The organism is Ornithinimicrobium faecis (assembly GCF_023923225.1).
Lineage (GTDB): Bacteria > Actinomycetota > Actinomycetes > Actinomycetales > Dermatophilaceae > Ornithinicoccus > Ornithinicoccus faecis.
This window is the reverse complement of the sequence record NZ_CP099489.1, coordinates 2122339-2140424: the sequence shown is the minus strand read 5'-3', so window position 1 is coordinate 2140424 and position 18086 is coordinate 2122339. Positions and strand designations below refer to the sequence as shown.

The following is an 18086-nucleotide window of genomic DNA, read 5'->3' as shown; positions in this document are numbered from 1 at the left end:
GACCAATCAAGCTGTCAAACGCCGAGCTCGGGGCCTAGCGCAGGAAGAGGGCTCGCAGTCGGGTCGTGGTGAACCAGACGCCGAAGATCGTCATGACCACGAAATAGAGCGCGTGCCCCAGTGTTGCGCCCGAGACGAAGCCAACGGCCAGGTGGCGCATCAGCTCCACGCCGTGCCAGAGCGGCATCGCCTTGATGAACCACTGGAGGGCCTCGGGGAAGACCTCGATCGGATAGAGCGTCGCGGAGAACAGGAACATCGGCAGCATCACGAAGTTGATGACGTCCATCTGCTGGAAGGACTTCAGATAGGACGTGACCGCCATCCCGACGCTGGCGAAGCCAACAGCGATGAGCAGTGCCACCGGGACCATGAGGATGGCCCACGGTGAGGTGACCAGGCCCATCACCAGCATCACGCCCATGAAGCCACAGGCATAGAGGAAGCCGCGGAAGAGCGCCATGAAGATCTCACCGAGCGCGACGTCCATGGGGCCGAGCGACGTCTGCAGCATCGCCTGATAGAGCTTGGCAAACCGCAGCTTGAAGAAGACGTTCCAGGTGGAGTCGTAGATCGCACCGTTCATCGCCGAGGTCGCCAGGAGCGCGGGAGCGATGTAGGCGGTGTACGGGATCGAGGTGCCTCCCGGGCCCCTCACCTCCCCGACCAGGGCGCCCAGGCCCAGCCCCATCGCGAGCAGATACAGCACCGGCTCGAAGAACCCGGAGACCAGGATGGCCCAGTTCTGACGAGCGATGACCCGGAAACCACGCTCGATGACGGCACGGGCGTTGCGACCGTAGATCGCGCCCAGCGGACGATCCGCCGGGAACTCGGGCAACAGCGGGCGCTTGCTCACGCTGGGCTGGTCCGGCACGCTCATCAGGCCCCCATCCGTCGGGTGTAGCTGCGCCTGAGCCAGAACACGCCGATCACCGTGCAGGCAACCAGGAAGAGCACGTGGACCGCCGTGAGCCACAGCGATTCGACCGCCCCATAGCTGGCCTGGCGGGCCAACTGGGTGCCGTGCCACACCGGTGAGATCCAGCCGATCCAGTGCAGATAGATCGGCATGGAGGACAGCGGGAAGAAGGTGCCAGCGAACAGGAACATCGGCATGATGACGAAGCGCTGCACGAAGGCGAACTGATAGCCCTCGTCCGTCAACGTCGAGGCATAGGCCTGCAGCAGCGAACCGAAGGCCGCAGCAGACAGCACCCCGATCGGGATCACCAGGGCAGAGACCAGGACACCGCGGGGCACGGCACCGAAGGCGACCATGATGGCCCAAAAGATCGCGGCCTGCACGAAGAACCGGATCAGCACCGCAAGGAAGTGGCCGGTGCCGATCTGGGCCGGGGTCACGGGGGTGGCGTGCGGGCCGTAGTAGAGCCGGTCCCACTTGAAGCCGGCCATGACCGGGTAGGTCAGCTCGCCGCCCGTGGACATCACCACCGTGGAGATCAGCAGGGCAGGTGCGACGAAGACCAGGTAGGAGACCCCGTCCACGGTGCCGACTCCGCTGTCGACCAGGGTGCCGAGACCGACACCGAGGGCGATCAGATAGAGCAACGGCTCCCCGATCATGTAGATCAGGATCGACTGCGCCCACGCCTTGGCTGTGCGCAGCCAGTACTCGATGTAATACCACCAGCCCCACCGGCGGGCACGCGCCGCCATCACCTCCGGTGGTGGGACACGACCGGAGGCGGCGAGACGTTGCAGGTCTGCGGCGGTGTCAGTCAACGAGGGTCCGTCCGGTCAGCCGGAGGAAGACATCCTCCAGAGAGGAGCGGCGCACCAGCGAGGTGATCGGGGTCAGGCCACGCCCGGAGATCTCCTCCAGGGCGGCCTCACCGTCATCGGTGTAGATCAGGATCCGGTCAGGGAGCAACTCCAGCCGCTCGGCGACGTCCTCGAGTTGGTCGACGACCGTGGCGTTGCGCTGGGCCCCGAAGCGCACCTCGAGCACCTCACGGGTGGAGTGCTCGCGGATCAGGGCACGCGGGCTGCCCTCGGCCATGATCTGGCCGTGGTCGATGACGATCAGCCGGTCACACAGCTGCTCGGCCTCGTCCATGAAGTGCGTGGTGACCACGAGGGTGACGCCGACCTCCTTGAGCCGGAACAACCGGTCCCACAGCACGTGGCGGGCCTGCGGGTCCAGACCCGTCGTCGGCTCGTCGAGCAGCAGCAGCTTCGGCTCGTTGACCAGGGCACGAGCAATCGTCAGGCGGCGCTTCATGCCGCCGGACAGCGCCGTCGTCTTGGCCTTGGCCTTCTCGGTGAGCTGGGCAAACTCGATCAGCTCATCGGCCTTGGTGCGCAGATAGGAGTGTGGCAGCCCGAAATAGCGGCCATAGACGATGAGGTTGTCCCGGACCGTCAGCTCCTCATCGAGGTTGTCCTGCTGCGGGACCACACCCAGGTGCGCCCGGACCTCGGGGCCGCGCTCGGCCGGGTCCAGCCCTGCGACCTGCATGGAACCGCTGGTCCGGGTCAGCGTGCCACCGATCATCCGCATGGTGGTCGACTTGCCGGCGCCATTTGGCCCGAGCAGCCCGAAGGACTCCCCCGTGCTGATGCTGAACGAGATTCCGTCGACCGCTCGGTTGTCGCCATAGACCTTGGTGAGGTCCTCGGCGACAACGATGGGGGCCCCTGCTCCGGCTGAAGTCACATGGGGCATCTTCGCCCCCACCACCGACAGTCACCAAGTCCTTTCCCGCGAGCGCCCAACCCTTAGGGTGTGGGCGTGCGTGAACCTATCGACCTTGACTGGCTGGACCGCTTCGACGAGGGGCTGGCTGACAGCTCCCGGGCCGCGCATGCGGAGGCAGCCACGCAGCTGGTGGCCCGGGCCGCGGACCCGCACGAGCAGGATGGCGCCTGGGTCGGTGACATCCTGCTGCGCGCCGCCTTCCAGTTCTCCGAGGCCGGCGATGTCGAGGGTGCCCTGGCGCAGGCCCTGCGTTCCAGCGACGCAGGCATCTCCGAGGGCGCCGACCCACGGGCCTTCGCCACCGAGTTGCTCTTCCTGCTCGAGCGCCCCGACGACGCAAAAGCCACCTCCGAGGACCTGCGTCGCAGCAGGCCGGTCGACCCGGAGACCTACTGGACGATGGCCACGATCTGGGAGGCTCGCGGCGAGACCAAGCAGGCGCTGGCGTGGTACAACCGCGGCATCGCCCTGGTCGAGGACAGCGACGGGCCACCGGCCGACCTGGGCCTGCTGTGCTCCGGGCGGTGGCGCGTGCGCCGCTCCCTCGGTCTTGACCCCGACGAGCTGGACGAGCTCGGCATGGGCTTCGAGGAGGCCGTGGCCGAGCACCAGGACGAAACCTGAGTCCAGGCGTTCGTCAGCTCACCGGCGCCGACAGCAGCGCCCGATAACGTGGCACATCGGGCTCGGCATCGCTGAGCAAGCGAAAGAGTGCGGCCCGCAGCATGGCCTGCCGCCGCGCACCGGCGGTCCACTCCCCCAGCACGCCGAGATCCGCACCGAGCCAGAGCACCGCATCCAGCACGACGACCGCCTCCGCCCACAGCGCGGGGCGCCAGTAGGGCGCGACGTCGATGACCACGGGCAGACCGCTCGTGTCCAACAGGACATTGTTGGCGAGATCGCCATGCACCAACTGGTCGGGCCCGAGATCGGTCACCACCCACTCCGCGGCCAGATCACTGCCGAGTATGCCGAGGGGCGGCTCGGTCCCGAAGGTCGCCTGCTCGGCGCGGACCCAGCGATCGTCCCGGGCGGCCAAGCCGCTCGGCGCCGTCGTCACCGCAGCGGCGAGGTGGGCGTGCAGCAAGCGAGCTGTGGCTCGCAGCACGTCCAGGTCCCGACACGGCTGCGCGTCGGGTTCGTGCCGGGTGGCGCTCCACCCGTCGATGACCCATCGCAGGTCGCGCGACGGGATGGGCATGGCAATCCGCAGTGATCTCGGTTGTTCGTGGTCGAGTTGGGCAGCGAGGCGGGCCAGGACCGGGTTGAGCCAGGCCGCGGTGGCCGCGTCGCGCCCGGGCGAGAGCACCAGGTCACCGGCGCGGACGCCGTGACCCTGCCCACCGTCGACCGGCAGGGGGTGCGCGGGCACCGCAAACAGGTCGAAGATCTCGGGCGAGGGTTGCACAGCGCCCACGCTGTCACACCAGCTGTCGAGTCGAGCTGTCTAGGCGAGCTGTCTAGGCGGGGCGACGTCCCCAGGTCAGGGCGTGCATGGGCGTCAGGCCGACGGTGCCCAGGTCAGCAAACCCGTGCCGGGTGAGCAGGTCGTCATAGGCCGACCGCGGCAGCAGTTGGTCGTCGATCTGCGCCTCGAAGAACTGGATGCCGGACATGATCCGCCCCGGCACCGAGCGCAGGCCGTCATCGGACTCCGGGAAGGGGAAGTCTGAGATGACGAACCAGCCGCCCGGCTCCAGCGTCGCCCGGACCCGCTGCGTGACCTGGTCGATGTCGCGACACTCGTGCATGGAGATGTTGTTCACCACCAGTGCAGCCGGCTCCGGCAGGTGCATCTCCTCCAGCGGTTGGCAGAGGACCTGCACCCGATCCGTCAGGCCAGCGGCGAGCACCCGCTCGCGCGCCCGCTCGACCGAGTGCGGGTCACCGTCAACACCGGTGATCCGGCAGCCCGGGTAGTGCTCAGCGAGTCGGATCACACCGGTGCCGGCACCGCAGGCCGAGTCCACGATCGTGGCACCGCCGGCCAGTCGCTCCGCGAGACCGGGCACCTGTCCGAGCCCGCCCGGGATCAGTCGGGTATAGAACGGGCCGCCCGTCCCGGCCACGGCCCTGATCCACTCTGGGCTGGTGTCGTCCCACCACATCCGCTCCCCCGTGGGGAGCGATTCGGCGAACCGTCCGAACATCTCCGGACGCTGGATGAGTGGGAAGATCCCTCCGACATACGCCGGTGAGGTGGTGTCGAGCAGCAGGGTGGCGAGGTGCGGTGCCAACTGATAACCGTCACCAGAGCGTTCCAGGACGCCGGCGCCAAAGGCGCCCCGACACCATACGGACGTGTAGAAGTCGTCCAGGTCCAGCAGGTCCGCGAGCTGCTCGGGGTTCAGGCTGGGTTGCTCGCCCAGCGCCCTGATCAAGCCAGCGTTCAGGCCCATCTCGATGATGTGGCTGGCCATATAGCCGGCCACGTGGCCCAGGAGGGCGCCGGCCTGCTGGGGCAGCGTCGGCCCCTCGGGTGCCGGTGTGGGTGCAGGTGCCGACGTCGGGTCCGGCCGTGGGGTGTGGTCAGTGGCAGGGGTTGGGGTGGAGAGGGTGGTCATCATGGGCTCCTTCACGGGGTGAAATGTGCACTCTCCACGGTGGACCCACGGCGTCCGCGGCGATAGTTCCAGACCTGTACCAGCGCGCATCATCAGGAGTACGGTGATCTCGGAGAGGGAGTCACGATGCACGGCTATGGCCAGTTCTGCCCGATCGCCAAAACCATGGAGGTCCTGGACGAGCGCTGGACCGTGCTCATCGTCCGCGAGCTGCTCTGCGGCAGCCACCACTTCAACGAACTGCGCCGGGGCGTGCCGCGCATGTCACCCGCTCTGCTGTCCAAGCGGCTGCGTGACCTGACTCGGGTGGGCATCGTCGAGCGACAGGAGATCGGCGGACGGGTGCGCTATGAGCTCACGCCTGGCGGTCAGGAACTGGCGCCGGTCATCATGGCGCTCGGCGAGTGGGGCGCCCGGTGGATGACGCAACTGGGCGACGAGGATCTCGACCCGCACCTGCTCATGTGGGACGTCCGGCGCAACGTGGTGCTCGGCGCGCTCCCCGACGAGCGCACGGTCGTGAATTTCCACTTCACGGACGTGCCCGTCCGGGGGCAGAACCGGTGGTGGCTGGTGGTCCAGGCGGGTGAGGTCGAGTTGTGCGACTTCGACCCGGGCTTTGCGGCGGCTGTCTCGGTGATCTGCCCTCTCCGCACCATGGTGCGGGTCTGGCGCGGCGACATCTCCTGGGCCCAGGCCCAGCGCGATCATGACCTCCGCCTCGAGGGCAGCGCCACAGCCAGGGCGGCGCTGCCCGGCTGGCTCAGTCTGTCCACGTTCGCCGGGGTCGCGCGCCCCACGCTGCCCACCGCGTAGGGGCTCTGCCGGCCCGGACAAGCACCCTGACACCAAGCACCCTGACAGACTGTCCCGGTGACACACCCTGGCGATCAGACTGGGAGCACCCCAGCGCCGCCCCTGCCGCCCGAGATCCACGCCCTCCAGACCCGCACCGTGGGCACTCTGATGTCCAGCCAGGTCCTCGGTGGCGTCGGGGTGGCCAGCGGGATCGCGGTGGCCGCGCTGATGGCCGCCGAGATCAGCGGCCGGGACGACCTGTCTGGCCTGGCCAACACCTCCCAGGTGCTCGGCGGTGCCCTGATCACCATCCCGATCGCGGCCCTGATGGCGGCACGCGGCCGGCGCGTGGGGCTGGTCACCGCCTATCTGATCGGCACCGTCGGCGCCGCCCTGGCCATCACGGCGGCCGTCCTCGGCAGCTTCTGGCTGCTGCTGCTCGGCACGGCGCTCTTCGGCGCGTCGTCGACGGCCAACAGCCAGGCCCGCTATGCCGCCGTCGACCTCGCCCCGCCCTCGCGGCGCGGGCGACACCTGAGCTTCGTCGTCTGGGCCACCACGATCGGGTCCGTGCTGGGACCCAACATCCTCGGCCCGGGCCAGGCCCTCGCCTCGAGCCTGGGCATCCCGCCGCTCGCCGGTGCCTGGTTGTTCAGCGCCGCAGGCTTCCTGCTCGCTGCCCTGGTCGTCAGTCTGGCGCTGAGACCCGACCCCCTGCTGACCGCACGAGCCCTCGCTGACCACGGCACTCCGACGGGACCGCGTGTCCGACAGCGTGGCTCGATGGCCCACGGGCTGCGCGTCATCCTGGCCTCCCCCACCATCCTCCTTGGCACACTGGCGGTCACCGGCGGGCACATCGTGATGGTCTCGGTCATGGTGATGACACCGATCCACATGGCCCACGGCCACGCCGAGGTCGAGGTGATCGGCTTCGTCATCTCGATGCACATCCTGGGCATGTATGGCCTCTCTCCCGTCGCCGGTTACCTGACCGACCGCTGGGGGGCCCGTCCGGTGATCCTGGCCGGGGTGGTGATCCAGGTGACCGCGTGCGTGCTGGCGGCCCTGTCGCAGGCCGGCTGGTCACTCGGTCTGCTGGCGGCGCTCTTCCTGCTGGGCCTGGGCTGGTCGTGCACGATGGTTGCCGGCTCCGGTCTGATCGCCGGTGGCTCCTCGGTGCAGGACCGTGCCTCGGTGCAGGGCGCCTCGGACCTGACGATGGGCCTGTCCGCCGCGGCCGCCGGAGCACTGGCAGGCGTGGTCGTGCAATATTTCGGCTATGACTGGCTCGGTGGTCTCGGCGCCCTGGTCGCCCTGAGCCTGGGCGCCTACACGCTCACCGCAGGTCGCCGGGGCTAGGGCCGCTCGCCCGCGCGATAACGCGAGGGCGACACCCCGATCACCTGGGTGAAGGCCCGCGTGAAGTGGGCCTGGTCGGCGAACCCCAGCGACACCGCGAGTCCGGCCAGATCAGTGCCCTCCCCGGCATCGATCGCGGTGGCTGCATCCTGCAACCGATAGCGGCGCAGCACCCACAGCGGGGAGGCACCGACAGAGTGAGCAAACATCCGCTGCAGAGTGCGCGTCGAGACACTCAACTGCTGGGCGATCGGCCCCAGCGTCACCAACTCCCGGGACCGCATCAACCTCTCCGCCTCCCGCACCATGGCGTATGCCGAGTCGCCAGCCACCCGGTCACGTTCCGGTGCGAGCAGCTCACCGAGGTGGTCCAGGACCAGTCGGCGACGGGCCGCCTCATCAGGCTCGGCCAGCACCTGGCCGGCAAGCCGGGTGACGGTCTCCTCGAACAGCTCCGTGGCGGGGACGACGCGGTCGGTGAGTTCCTGCATCCCGACGCCAAGGAGCGCAGCCAGTCCACCGGCGTGGAAGGCCACACCGGTGACGCGTCCGGCCACCGGCAGATCGACGCTGAAGACGCGGCTCACCAGGCCGTGCACCAGGGCCGCTGGCACGCGGTGACCATGCAGCTCGCCGCCCTCTGCGTCCTCGAACGTGAGGTGCACGATGGGGTTGGTCAGCACGCTGGAGCGGTGGCCCCCCGGACCCGGGTGACGCCAGGTGACGCTCCACAGGTGGCGCACGACGAGTGAGAGAGGCTCGGGGATGTCCTCCTCACGGTCCACCGAGAAGACGTCCTGACCGGCCGCCGGCCAGAGCACTCCCCTGGGCCGACCCGGATAGACCTGTCGCAGATCTACAAGCGCCACCCCTCGAGCCTAGTGACGATGGGTGACATGACGACGAACTACACGCCCGACGGTTACTCCACCCTCAGCCCGATGCTCGTGGTCTCCCCCGCGAGCGAGGCGATCGACTTCTACACGCAGGTCTTCGGCGCGAGCGTGACCTCGCGTATGGACGGCCCTGGCGGGTCCGTGCTGCACGCTGAGCTCCAGCTGGCGGCCGGACGCCTGCAGGTGATGGATCCGGGCGACCAGTTCCATGCCGTGGCCAGCGACCCGACCTCCGACGACGTCACCTTCAGCCTGGCCATCTACGTGCCCGACGTCGACGCGACGGTCGAGCTGGCCCGCGAGCGCGGAGCGCGGGTGCGCGAGGAGCCCGCGGACTTCGAGGTGACCGGCGACCGGTTCGGCTCGATCCAGGACCCGTTCGGCGTCCGCTGGACGATCATGTGCCGCACTGAGCACCGCACCGACCAGCAGATCCAGGCGGCCCTGGATGCCTGGGGAGCTTCCATGGCGGAGTGATCCATCCTTGACGTCGGCTGTGACAACGGCAGCTGGGACTAAACGGGTCGGCTGACGACGTTGGGACCGATGTGACCTCGCAGACCCCAACGCCCCGCACTGACTATGGCCATGACCTGCAGTTCGGCACCTTCCACACCCCGACGAACCAGCAGCCGCAGCAGGCGGTGACGCTCGCCCAGCTGAGCGAGGCGGCGGGGCTGGACCTGGTGACCTTCCAGGACCACCCCTATCAGCCCGGTTTCCTGGACACCTGGACACTGCTCAGTTATGTCGCGGCCCGCACTGAGCGGGTGCACCTGGCGCCCAACGTCGCCAACCTGCCCCTGCGGCAACCCGCCGTGCTGGCCCGCTCCGCCGCCAGCCTTGACCTGCTCAGCAACGGCCGGGTCGAGCTGGGCCTGGGCACCGGGGCCTTCTGGGACGCGATGGTCGCCATGGGCGCCGACCGGCTCACCCCTGGCGAGTCCGTGCGGGCGCTGCAGGAAGCCATCGCGGTCATCCGCAGCATCTGGGCGGCGGGTGACACCTCGGTGCTGCGCGTGGACGGCGAGTTCCACCACGTGGTCGGCGCCAAGCGAGGCCCCGCACCAGCGCATGACATGGGCATCTGGCTGGGTGCCTACAAGCCCCGCATGCTGCGAGTCACCGGCCGGCTCGCCGACGGTTGGCTGCCCTCCGAGGGCTATCTGAAGTCCGACGACGACCTGCGCGTCGGCAACGAGATCATCGACGAGGCGGCAGATGGCGCTGGCCGCGACCCCCGCGACGTCCGCCGGCTGCTCAACATCAGCCCTCCTCGCGGCGGCACCGACGCCTGGGTGGAGCGCCTCGCCGAGCTGGCCCTGGGCCACGGCATCGGCACCTTCATCCTGGCCGCCGACGACCCCAACGCGATCCAGGTCTTCGGCCAGGAGGTCGCGCCGGCGGTCCGCGAGCTGGTCGCCGCCGAGCGGCAGTCTGCCGACACGCAGGTCTCCCCCGCCGTCACCCCCGGTGCGGCACCGGAGAGCGACGCGGACGGTCAGATCGTCACCACCACTGAGCCTGGCGGTCCGGCGCCAGCGGCTCAGGCGCAGTACGACCGCCTCGGCGTGCACCCGACCCCGGACGACGGCACCCGCCTCGGCGACTCGATGCCGTGGGACGAGTCGACCCGACCGCGTCGCGCCGAGTCCGGGCCGGAGGTGACCTACACCGCTCGCGGGGCGCAGATGGGCAAGCACCTCATCGACGTCCACGACATGCTGCGTGACGAGCTCGCGCAGGTGCGCTCGATCATCGACCAGGTCAAGGCCAGCACCCTCGACGTGGGCTCGGCGCGGTCCTCCCTCAACGAGATGACGATGAAGCAGAACAACTGGACGCTCGGTGCCTACTGCTCGCGCTATTGCACCACCGTCACCTCGCACCACAGCCTGGAGGACACCTCGGTCTTCCCGCACCTGCGATCGGTCGAGAAGGAGCTGACACCGGTGCTGGACCGCCTCGAGCAGGAGCACATCGTGATCCACGACGTCATCGAGTCCGTCGACCGCGCCCTGGTGCAGTTCGTCTCCACGCCAGACGACTTCACCGCCCTGGACGACGCCGTCAACGCCCTCAGCGACACGCTGCTCTCCCACCTGTCCTACGAGGAGGACCAGCTGGTCGAGCCGCTGGCCCGCGTCGGGTTCTACCGCGGCCAAGCCTGACCCCACAGCGACCGAGCGCGCGGGCGCGCGAAAAATCACCCCACCGAGCGCGCGGGCGACCGAAAAATCACCCCAACCGAGCGCATGGTGTTGTCCTCACTGATCCCACCGAGCGCATGGGTGGAGTCAGGCCAGTCGCAGCTGGTCCTCCTCGACCGGTGCTGTCAGCCTCTGCCGCTCGCCATAGCGGTCGGCGTGGTCAAAGAAGTCGACCAGCTGCACCGTGACGCCGGCCGGCGAGGCCTCCACGAGCTGGGCGCTGATCCAGTCAGCGCCATCACGCACCTCCCACCTCTCGGCGAGATAACTCATGCCCACGGCGTGCAACCGGTCCTCGGCGCTGTCCCGGTCCAGTGCGCTCTCCTGACCCCGGGCAGCAGCGATCGGGTGACCGAAGACGGTCAGGGGACGCCACCCTGTCGCGTCCTGCGCCACAAACCCGATCAGCTCCCCGTCGTCGCGATGCACGGGCACCCAACTGTCGGCATACGAGCTGTTGGTCATGTCACCGAGGATGGCTGAGCGGCCCGGGGAAGGCAACCAGATTTGCCTTCCCGCGGGTCAAGCACGTGCGGGAGCACCCAAAGGTTGCGCAAATTTTGGGCAAAGTCCGCAATTCTCGGCAGGCGGCGTCTCGTCGTGTTGAGCAACCGGATCAGGGGGATTCGGAAGGAGCAACATCGCCCCACTCGACGAAGGAGACATCTGATGAAGAAGTTCTCGACAGTCCTGGGCACGATGGCAGCGGGGGCGCTGTTGGCCACCGCGGGGGTGGGGGCAGCCAGTGCGGCCGGTCCCGAGGCCGACACCGTGGACTTGCTGCGCAGTGCGGTGGCCGGCGGCATGGAGGAGATGCGGTCAGCCCTCACTGACGCTGCACCGGCGTCCCTGACTAGCGCCGGTGCCACCGAGGCTGGCACCAGCGAGACGGGGGCCGACGGGGCCAGCAAGACCGACATGATGGGCGGTGTTCCCATGAGCACGGGTGCACTCGAGGGGACGGGCACACCACAAGGCGTCGACGGAGGGATCCGCGACGCGTGCGTGGGCACGCTGCTGGAGAGCGAGGACCTGGTCAATGGCTATGGCACCACGATCGGTCGTGTCGAGCTCTGGTATTCCTCGACGGCTGGCTCCGGCGGTCAGAACTGCGTGATCACGCACAACTACCTCGACGGTGACGCGACCTTCACCGACGCGTCCATCTGGGTCGATGACGACAACTTTGGTGGTGGCGAGAACCGCTGGCGCTACGACGAGGGCCACTACTACAGCTACGCCGGCGGCTCCTTCCTCAACGATGTCAACGGCAAGTGCACCGCGATGTACGGACAGGTCAACGGTCATGACTACGGCTCCGACATGGATGACGCGTCCTACATGTCTGACTGGTATCACTGCGGCTGATGGCACACTGGCTCGTCATGTGAAGCGATCCAGGAGGTCTCACCGTGCCGACGCCAGCAGTCCTCGGGGCCGCGGCCTTGGTCATCGCCTGCATCTTCTTGTGGGTGGTCGACCCAGGCTCGCGGCCCATCGCGGTGATCGGCGGGCTCTTCTTCGGCGGGGGGCTGCTGGTGCTGCTGACGGTGCAGCACGCCAACATCACCAAGGACGGCTTCTTCCGCACGATCGGCGCGGCCTCGGCCTTCCTGGGGGTTGCCTGCGCGCTGGGTGCCTTCTTTGCAATCACTGACCCGGCATCAGTGACCTACGCCCGCTTCCCTGCGAGCTCGGTTCTGATCGTCTGCATTCTCGGCGCCATCTTCTTCGGCCTCGGCGGGCTCTGTGTCCTGATTCGCGGCAGGCGCAAGGACACCTGAGTCCCGTCAGTCCAGTGGGATCTCACCCAGTGGATCACCCCCGTCGACCAGCAAAGTCCCACCCGGCACCAGCGCCGCCCTGATCCGGGGCAGGGCGAGCTCACCGGCGCGCGGGTGCCTCCCGTCCAGGGCGCCGACGCGGACCGCGAAAGCGAGGTCGAAGCGCCCTTCGTCGCCGAGGCACTCGAAGTCCTCAACGGCCACGCACCTGGTGCTGAGCAGGCCGCTTCCGATCTCACGTGCTGCGAGTCGCTCAGTCTTGGCCACGCCGGTGGCTGACCTGTCGATCACCAGGATGTGACCACCCGGACCGATCCGCGCGGCCACGGCCCGAGCAGCAACGCCCGGCGCTCCACCGATCTCCAGGACCCGCAGGCCTGGTCGCAGGGGCAGGGCGTCAACGATGGCGGCGAGGCGGGGGGAGAGTCCTGCGGCCACGCCCCCAGTGAAGCAGACGGCGCCGGCGTGCGAAACCGCTACGAAGCACGGGCAGCGCGCGTGCGAAACCTCTACGAAAAGACGGGCAGGGCGTGCGAAACCTCTATCTTTTTACGGGAGGGGCGGGAGGGGCTTCTCGTCCAGCCAGGGGGTGAACCACGCGGACAGGTCGCGGCCGAGCTCCAGTGAGCAGTGCGCGACGAACTGCTCCGTGGTGACCGAGCCGCCACGGTTGGCGGCCACCCAGGAGCGCAGGACCCCAAAGAAGGCCTCATCGCCGACCTCGGTGCGCAGCGCGTGCAGGGTCAGCGCCCCGCGCTTGTAGACCCAGTCCTCAAACATCAGGGCGGCGCCGGGGTCGCTCAGCGGCGCCTTCTGCGACTGACCAGCGAGTATGCCGTGGTGATGGTTGGCCCAGTGCGCGGCGGTCTGGTGACCGCTCTCCTCAGACCACAGCCACTCGGCATAGCAGGCAAAGCCCTCGTGCAGCCAGATGTCCTTCCACTCCGCGACGGTCACCGCGTTGCCGAACCACTGGTGCGCCATCTCGTGGGCGACGAGGCGCACCGACTCCCACTCCCCCGAGGCGAAGTTGCGACCGAAGGTCGACAGCGAGGCCGACTCCAGGGGGATCTCGAGATCGTCGTCGGTGATCACGGCGGTGTAGCCGCTGAACGGATAGGGCCCGAACCGGTCCACGAAGAGCTTGATCATCTCGGGCTGCTTGCCGAATGAGGCAGAGAACCCGTTGCGTCTGATGTTCGCCGGCCCCACGACGCGCAGCGGCACGACCGCCTTTTGCTCGATCACGGTGTAACGACCGATCTGCACCGTGGCGAGATAGGGCGAGATCGGCTCGGTCTGCGCGAAGGTCCAGATGCGGTTGGCGCCCCGGCGCCGCACAGACACCGGCTCGCCACTGAACTCCACGTGATAGTCCGCGGCCGTGACCAGCGTCAGCTCGTAGGTCGCTTTGTCCGACGGGCGGTCGTTGCACGGGAACCAGGACGGCGCGCCATGTGGTTGCGAGGCCACGATGACCCCGTCCTCGAGCTCTTCCCAACCGGCCGAGTCCTGCCCGCGCTTGGCAATCGGCTTGGGGTTGCCCGAGAACTTCACGGTGACGGTGAACTCCTCGCCCGCAGCCACCTGCTCGGCCAGGGTGATGGTGAGTTTGCCGACCAGGTGCTTGTGCCGGGTCACCCGCCGCCCCTCGACGGTGACCTTGAGCGGCTTGAGCCGCAGGTCCAGGACCACCTGCGTGAGCGGCTCCAGCGCACGAGCCGTGATCACCGCCGTGCCGTCGAGCTTGTTGCTCGGCAACCCGTAGGTGAGGAACAGGTCGTAGTGCTCCACGGCATACCGCAGGTCCCCGTGCCCGGAAATGTAGGGATCGGCACCTCTCACTGTTCCTCCTCCTGCTCCCAGGGCCCGATCGGATTGCCGATCCACCGCGTCTGGGAGGGTACCGACTCTCCGCGCATGACCAGGGACGCGGGGCCGATGGTGGCGTGCCGGCCGATGGTGGCCGCGGGCAGGATCACGCTGTTGGGTCCGAGCGTGGCGCCCTTGCGCAGGGTGACCCGGTCCATGCTCAGCACCCGGTCGTGGAACAGGTGGGTCTGCACCACGCAGCCATGGTTGACGGTCGAGCCGTCGCCGAGGTGGACCAGGTCGGTCTCCGGCAACCAGTAGCTGTCACACCAGACGCCGCGACCGATCTGCGCACCGAGCATCCGCAGCCACACGTTGAGCGCCACGGTGCCCTGGGTCACCGAGGCGAACCACGGCGCGGCCAGGACCTCGGTGAAGGTGTCGGCGAGCTCGTTGCGCCAGACGAAACCGGACCAGAGTGGGTGGTCCTGCGTCGTATGCCGTCCCACCAGTGACCACTTCGCGGCCACCGTGAGCAGGGCAGCCAGGACGCCGGCACCGATCAGCACCACCCCGCCGAGGGCGAAGGCCGCCAGCGGGTGCCAGGCGAGCAGCACCAGGAGCACGGCGCCCACCGCGACGTGCAGCGCGACCTGGAGCAGCAGGACCACCAGCCGGCAGGTCTCGACGATCCCGCGATAGACCTTCAACCGGGTCGGCGGGTCGTAGGTGCGGCTGGAGTCGACCTCCTCGGCGGCACGTCGCAGCTTGGTCGGCGGGCTGCCGAGCCACGAGGAGCCCTTCTTGATGCTCTTGCGCTGCGGGGCGGCCGAGAGCACCGCGACCAACGACTCGCGCGGCACCTTGCGCCCGGCCGAGACCATGCCGGAGTTGCCGACGAAGGCACGCTTGCCGATCTTGACGTGCTCAACCCGGATCCACCCGCCACCCAGCTCGTAGCAGCCGATCAGGGTGTCGTCGGCGAGGAACGCGTGGTCGTTGATGTGCGCAAACTTGGGCAGCAGCAACACCGTCGAGGCCTCCACCCCCTTGCCGACGCGGGCTCCCAGCAGCCGCAGCCAGAGGGGGGTGATCGCTCCGGCGTAGTAGGGGAACAGCCAGGTGCGGGCCTCGTCGAGCACCCGGAAGGTGAGCCAGATCCGCAGGCCGGAGGCCGAGCGGGTCGGATAGAAGCCAGCCTGCAGACCCAGCCCGCACAGACGGACCAGGACGAGCACGAGCAGTCCCAGCACGGCATACCCCAGCAGTGCGGCGACCGGCAGCCACGGGAGACCGGCCCGCAGGGCCTCGCCCCAGGTGTCCGCGTCCTGCACCGCTGGCCACAGAACCGCCGCACCCGCGAGCGAGGCCAGGCCCGGCAGCCCGGCCACCAGGATGCCGGCCAGGGCATAACCGAGCCACCAGACCCGGCCCTTGGGTGGCCGCTCCTCCGACCAGGGACCGCGCGCCGTCTCCGAGACCCGCTCGGCCGGCGCGCCGGACCAGGTCTGCCCCGCCGGCACCTCCCCGAACACCAGCGAGCCCGGTGCGATGACCGACCTCGGGCGCACGCGGGCACCAGGGCTGAGCGTGCTGCGCGCACCGATCCGGGCGTGGGCACCGATCCGGATGGGGTGGATGTGCACGAGGTCGCCATCGATCCAATAGCCAGTGAGATCCACCTCGGGCTCGACCGAGGCACCGGTGCCGATCTCGAGCATGCCGGTGACCGGCGGCAGGGCGTGCAGGTCAACGTCGGGGCGGATCTTGGCCCCGAGCAACCGGGCATACCACTGCAGCCAGGGCGCACCGGCGGTCGACACGGCCGCCAGCTCGTCCTGGATCCGCGCCGCGAGCCAGACGCGCAGGTGCACCTTGCCGCCGCGCGGCCACGACCCTGGACGCACTCCACGCAGGGTGCCGCGAATCAGCAGGGCCGCGAGGGCCATCCGCACCGGTGGGACCAGGAAGATGAGGCCGGTCGCGATGACCAGCCACAGCGGGAAGCTCGGCAGCCAGTCGAGTCCGAGGGTCGCGCTGGCCAGGGTGCTCAGCAGGAGCACCCAGGCGAGCCAACGGCCGGCGGCCAGCGTGCGCAGTGGGAGCAGGGCGAGCAGTTGGCCGATCTGCGTCTTCGGTGGGATCGGTGGGACGGTGCGGTCCGACTTTGCCGGGCCCGGGCCGAGGTTCTCCAGCGCGGTTGCCAGCGCACCGAGACGCGGATTGCGATAGAGATCGCCGACGGCCACCTCGGGGTACTGCTCGCGCAGTCGCCCCACGGTCTGCGCGGCAGTCAGGGAGCCGCCGCCGAAGTCGAAGAAGTCGTCCTTGGGTGTGGTCACCTCGGCGCCGAGCACGTCAGCCCAGATCTCACCGATCCACAGCTGCAGCTCGCTCAGACCCTTGGGTCCCGTGCCCGTCCTGGTCAGTGGCCAGGGCAGGGCGTCGCGATCGACCTTGCCGGAGGTCTTGGTCGGCAGGTCGTCCACCACGGCCAGGCGCGGCACCAGGGCGGCCGGCATGCGCTCGCGGAGCAAGGCGAGGGCGGTCTCCGAGTCATAGGTGTCATCGACCGCGAGATAGCCGACGAGCAACTGATTGCCGGACTTCGTCGTGCGCACCGCTGCTGCCGCTCCGGCAACACCCGGCAGGCGCAGCAGCTGACCGTCGATCTCGCCCAGCTCGATGCGGCGGCCACCGAGCTTGATCTGGTCGTCCGCGCGACCGGCGAACAGCAGGCCCGCGGGGTCGTTGACCACCACGTCTCCCGAGCGGTAGGCGCGCTCCCACCCCAGCGTTGGCATCGGAGCGTATTTTTCGGCGTCCTTGGCCGGGTCGAGATAGCGCGCGAGACCGACGCCGCCGATGATCAGCTCCCCCGAGGCGCCCTCGGCGACCGGGTGACCGTCCTGGTCGACGACCGCGAGGTCCCAGCCGTCAAGTGGCAGCCCGATGCGGACGGGGTCGGTGCCGTCCAGGATGGCCCCGCAGGCCACGACGGTGGCCTCGGTGGGGCCGTAGGTGTTCCAGACCTCTCGCCCAGGTGCCTGCAGCCGGGCTGCGAGCTCGGTGGGGCAGGCCTCGCCGCCCATGATGAGCAGGCGGACCTGGTCCAGGGACGAGGCGGGCCAGAGCGCGACCAGCGTCGGCACGGTCGAGACGACCGTGATGTCGTTGGCCACCAACCAGGGCCCGACGTCGACACCAGAGCGCACCAACGATCGGGGGGCGGGCACCAGGGCCGCTCCATAGGCCCAGGCCAGCCACATCTCCTCGCAGCTGGCATCGAAGGCGACGGAGAGCCCCGCCATGACCCGATCCTGCGGGCCAATCGGCTCGTCCTGCAGGAACATCCGCGACTCCGCGTCCACGAAAGCAGCGGCATTGCGGTGGGTCACAGCCACACCCTTGGGCGTGCCGGTCGACCCGGAGGTGAAGATGATCCACGCGTCGTCGTCTGGCTGCGCCCGCTCCCCCGGATGCCCCATCGTCGCGCCCTCGCGCACGCTGATGCTCAGGTCATTGCCGAGGACTGCCGCCACGCCGGCCTCGGTGAAGACCACCCGCGCCCGCTCTTCCGGGTCGTCCGCGTCCACGGGGACATAGGCGGCACCGGCCAACAACGTCCCCACGATGGCGACGTAGAGGTCGGTGGTGCCGGACTTGATCCGCACCCCGACGCGGGCCCCGCGACCGACGCCTGCCTCCGCGAGTCGTGCCGCCAGGGCCTCGGCCGCCTCCAGGAACTCGCCATAGGTCAGGGTCTGAGCGCCGCTGTCGAGGCCGATCGCGTCGGGGGCCTCCTCGACCGTGCGCTCAAAGATGTCGACCAGGGTGCGCGGCGCTGCAGCACGCTCACCTGCCAGGAAGACACCGGGGATGTCGTGGACGGACTCGGTCACGGGTGGAGTGTCCCTTTCCTGGGTAAACAACAG

General features: G+C 69.0%; 17 protein-coding genes. 7 read left to right on the top strand and 10 right to left on the bottom strand.

The window, feature by feature from the left end; all coding sequences use genetic code 11:
* Positions 1–34: 34 nt before the first annotated feature.
* The 3 genes from NF556_RS09880 to NF556_RS09870 are packed head-to-tail and all read right to left on the bottom strand — an operon-like array spanning position 35 to position 2689.
* Positions 35–883, bottom strand: coding sequence for an ABC transporter permease (locus NF556_RS09880; protein ID WP_252595461.1), 849 nt, complete (start codon positions 881–883; stop codon positions 35–37).
* Positions 883–1746, bottom strand: coding sequence for an ABC transporter permease (locus tag NF556_RS09875; protein WP_252595460.1), 864 nt, complete (start codon positions 1744–1746; stop codon positions 883–885). The genes NF556_RS09880 and NF556_RS09875 overlap by 1 nt, the downstream gene beginning before the upstream one ends.
* Positions 1739–2689, bottom strand: a complete 951-nt coding sequence (locus NF556_RS09870) for an ABC transporter ATP-binding protein (protein WP_252595459.1) — start codon at positions 2687–2689, stop codon at positions 1739–1741. The genes NF556_RS09875 and NF556_RS09870 overlap by 8 nt, the downstream gene beginning before the upstream one ends.
* A 66-nt stretch (positions 2690–2755) precedes the next feature.
* Between NF556_RS09870 and NF556_RS09865 the strand changes: the two genes are divergently transcribed.
* Positions 2756–3346, top strand: a complete 591-nt coding sequence (locus NF556_RS09865) for a hypothetical protein (protein WP_252595458.1) — start codon at positions 2756–2758, stop codon at positions 3344–3346.
* Between the two features lie 13 nt (positions 3347–3359).
* On the opposite strand, the gene NF556_RS09860 is transcribed toward NF556_RS09865, so the two are convergent.
* Both NF556_RS09860 and NF556_RS09855 read right to left on the bottom strand, forming a co-directional pair.
* On the bottom strand, positions 3360–4133 hold the full coding sequence (locus tag NF556_RS09860; protein WP_252595457.1) for an aminoglycoside phosphotransferase: 774 nt from the start codon (positions 4131–4133) through the stop codon (positions 3360–3362).
* A 52-nt stretch (positions 4134–4185) separates the two neighbouring features.
* Positions 4186–5289, bottom strand: a complete 1104-nt coding sequence (locus tag NF556_RS09855) for a class I SAM-dependent methyltransferase (RefSeq protein ID WP_252595456.1) — start codon at positions 5287–5289, stop codon at positions 4186–4188.
* A gap of 126 nt (positions 5290–5415) precedes the next feature.
* Here NF556_RS09855 and NF556_RS09850 point away from each other — a divergent pair, with 126 nt between their 5' ends.
* Positions 5416–6105 carry a winged helix-turn-helix transcriptional regulator gene (locus tag NF556_RS09850; protein ID WP_252595455.1) on the top strand — a complete coding sequence of 230 codons (690 nt, stop codon included), beginning with the start codon at positions 5416–5418 and terminating at the stop codon, positions 6103–6105.
* 57 nt (positions 6106–6162) lie between these two features.
* Positions 6163–7449, top strand: a complete 1287-nt coding sequence (locus NF556_RS09845; RefSeq protein WP_252595454.1) for an MFS transporter — start codon at positions 6163–6165, stop codon at positions 7447–7449.
* On the opposite strand, the gene NF556_RS09840 is transcribed toward NF556_RS09845, so the two are convergent.
* Complete coding sequence (locus NF556_RS09840; protein WP_252595453.1) at positions 7446–8318, bottom strand: AraC family transcriptional regulator; 873 nt, start codon at positions 8316–8318, stop codon at positions 7446–7448. The genes NF556_RS09845 and NF556_RS09840 overlap by 4 nt on opposite strands.
* Before the next feature lie 27 nt (positions 8319–8345).
* Between NF556_RS09840 and NF556_RS09835 the strand changes: the two genes are divergently transcribed.
* Together NF556_RS09835 and NF556_RS09830 are read left to right on the top strand one after the other, a co-directional pair.
* Positions 8346–8822: a VOC family protein gene (locus NF556_RS09835; protein ID WP_252595452.1), complete on the top strand. Its 477-nt coding sequence runs from the start codon at positions 8346–8348 to the stop codon at positions 8820–8822.
* 71 nt (positions 8823–8893) lie between these two features.
* Positions 8894–10516, top strand: a complete 1623-nt coding sequence (locus tag NF556_RS09830) for an LLM class flavin-dependent oxidoreductase (protein ID WP_252595451.1) — start codon at positions 8894–8896, stop codon at positions 10514–10516.
* Positions 10517–10642: 126 nt separating this feature from the next.
* Here the strand turns inward: NF556_RS09830 and NF556_RS09825 are convergent, their stop codons facing one another.
* A complete protein-coding gene (locus NF556_RS09825; RefSeq protein ID WP_252595450.1) occupies positions 10643–11020 on the bottom strand; it encodes a hypothetical protein in 378 nt (125 codons plus the stop codon).
* A 204-nt stretch (positions 11021–11224) separates the two neighbouring features.
* Between NF556_RS09825 and NF556_RS09820 the strand changes: the two genes are divergently transcribed.
* The gene (locus NF556_RS09820; protein WP_252595449.1) at positions 11225–11923 is read left to right on the top strand and encodes a hypothetical protein; all 699 of its coding nucleotides are present in this window, start codon (positions 11225–11227) and stop codon (positions 11921–11923) included.
* A gap of 44 nt (positions 11924–11967) precedes the next feature.
* Positions 11968–12339, top strand: coding sequence for a hypothetical protein (locus NF556_RS09815; RefSeq protein ID WP_252595448.1), 372 nt, complete (start codon positions 11968–11970; stop codon positions 12337–12339).
* Positions 12340–12345: 6 nt separating this feature from the next.
* Here the strand turns inward: NF556_RS09815 and NF556_RS09810 are convergent, their stop codons facing one another.
* From NF556_RS09810 to NF556_RS09800, 3 genes are all read right to left on the bottom strand, one after another.
* Entirely contained in the window at positions 12346–12777 is a 432-nt protein-coding gene (locus tag NF556_RS09810; RefSeq protein WP_252595447.1) for an SAM-dependent methyltransferase, read from the bottom strand.
* 111 nt (positions 12778–12888) lie between these two features.
* Positions 12889–14184 carry a M1 family metallopeptidase gene (locus NF556_RS09805; RefSeq protein WP_252595446.1) on the bottom strand — a complete coding sequence of 432 codons (1296 nt, stop codon included), beginning with the start codon at positions 14182–14184 and terminating at the stop codon, positions 12889–12891.
* Positions 14181–18053, bottom strand: a complete 3873-nt coding sequence (locus NF556_RS09800; RefSeq protein WP_252595445.1) for a Pls/PosA family non-ribosomal peptide synthetase — start codon at positions 18051–18053, stop codon at positions 14181–14183. The genes NF556_RS09805 and NF556_RS09800 overlap by 4 nt, the downstream gene beginning before the upstream one ends.
* Positions 18054–18086 lie beyond the last annotated feature (33 nt).

Excerpts from the sequence above, each read along its gene's own strand:
- NF556_RS09855 (WP_252595456.1), bottom strand. The coding sequence starts at position 5,289 with ATGACCACCCTCTCCACCCCAACCCCTGCCACTGACCACACCCCACGG.
- NF556_RS09820 (WP_252595449.1), top strand. The coding sequence starts at position 11,225 with ATGAAGAAGTTCTCGACAGTCCTGGGCACGATGGCAGCGGGGGCGCTG.
- NF556_RS09825 (WP_252595450.1), bottom strand. The coding sequence starts at position 11,020 with ATGACCAACAGCTCGTATGCCGACAGTTGGGTGCCCGTGCATCGCGAC.
- NF556_RS09880 (WP_252595461.1), bottom strand. The coding sequence starts at position 883 with ATGAGCGTGCCGGACCAGCCCAGCGTGAGCAAGCGCCCGCTGTTGCCC.
- NF556_RS09870 (WP_252595459.1), bottom strand. The coding sequence starts at position 2,689 with ATGCCCCATGTGACTTCAGCCGGAGCAGGGGCCCCCATCGTTGTCGCC.
- NF556_RS09850 (WP_252595455.1), top strand. The coding sequence starts at position 5,416 with ATGCACGGCTATGGCCAGTTCTGCCCGATCGCCAAAACCATGGAGGTC.
- NF556_RS09835 (WP_252595452.1), top strand. The coding sequence starts at position 8,346 with ATGACGACGAACTACACGCCCGACGGTTACTCCACCCTCAGCCCGATG.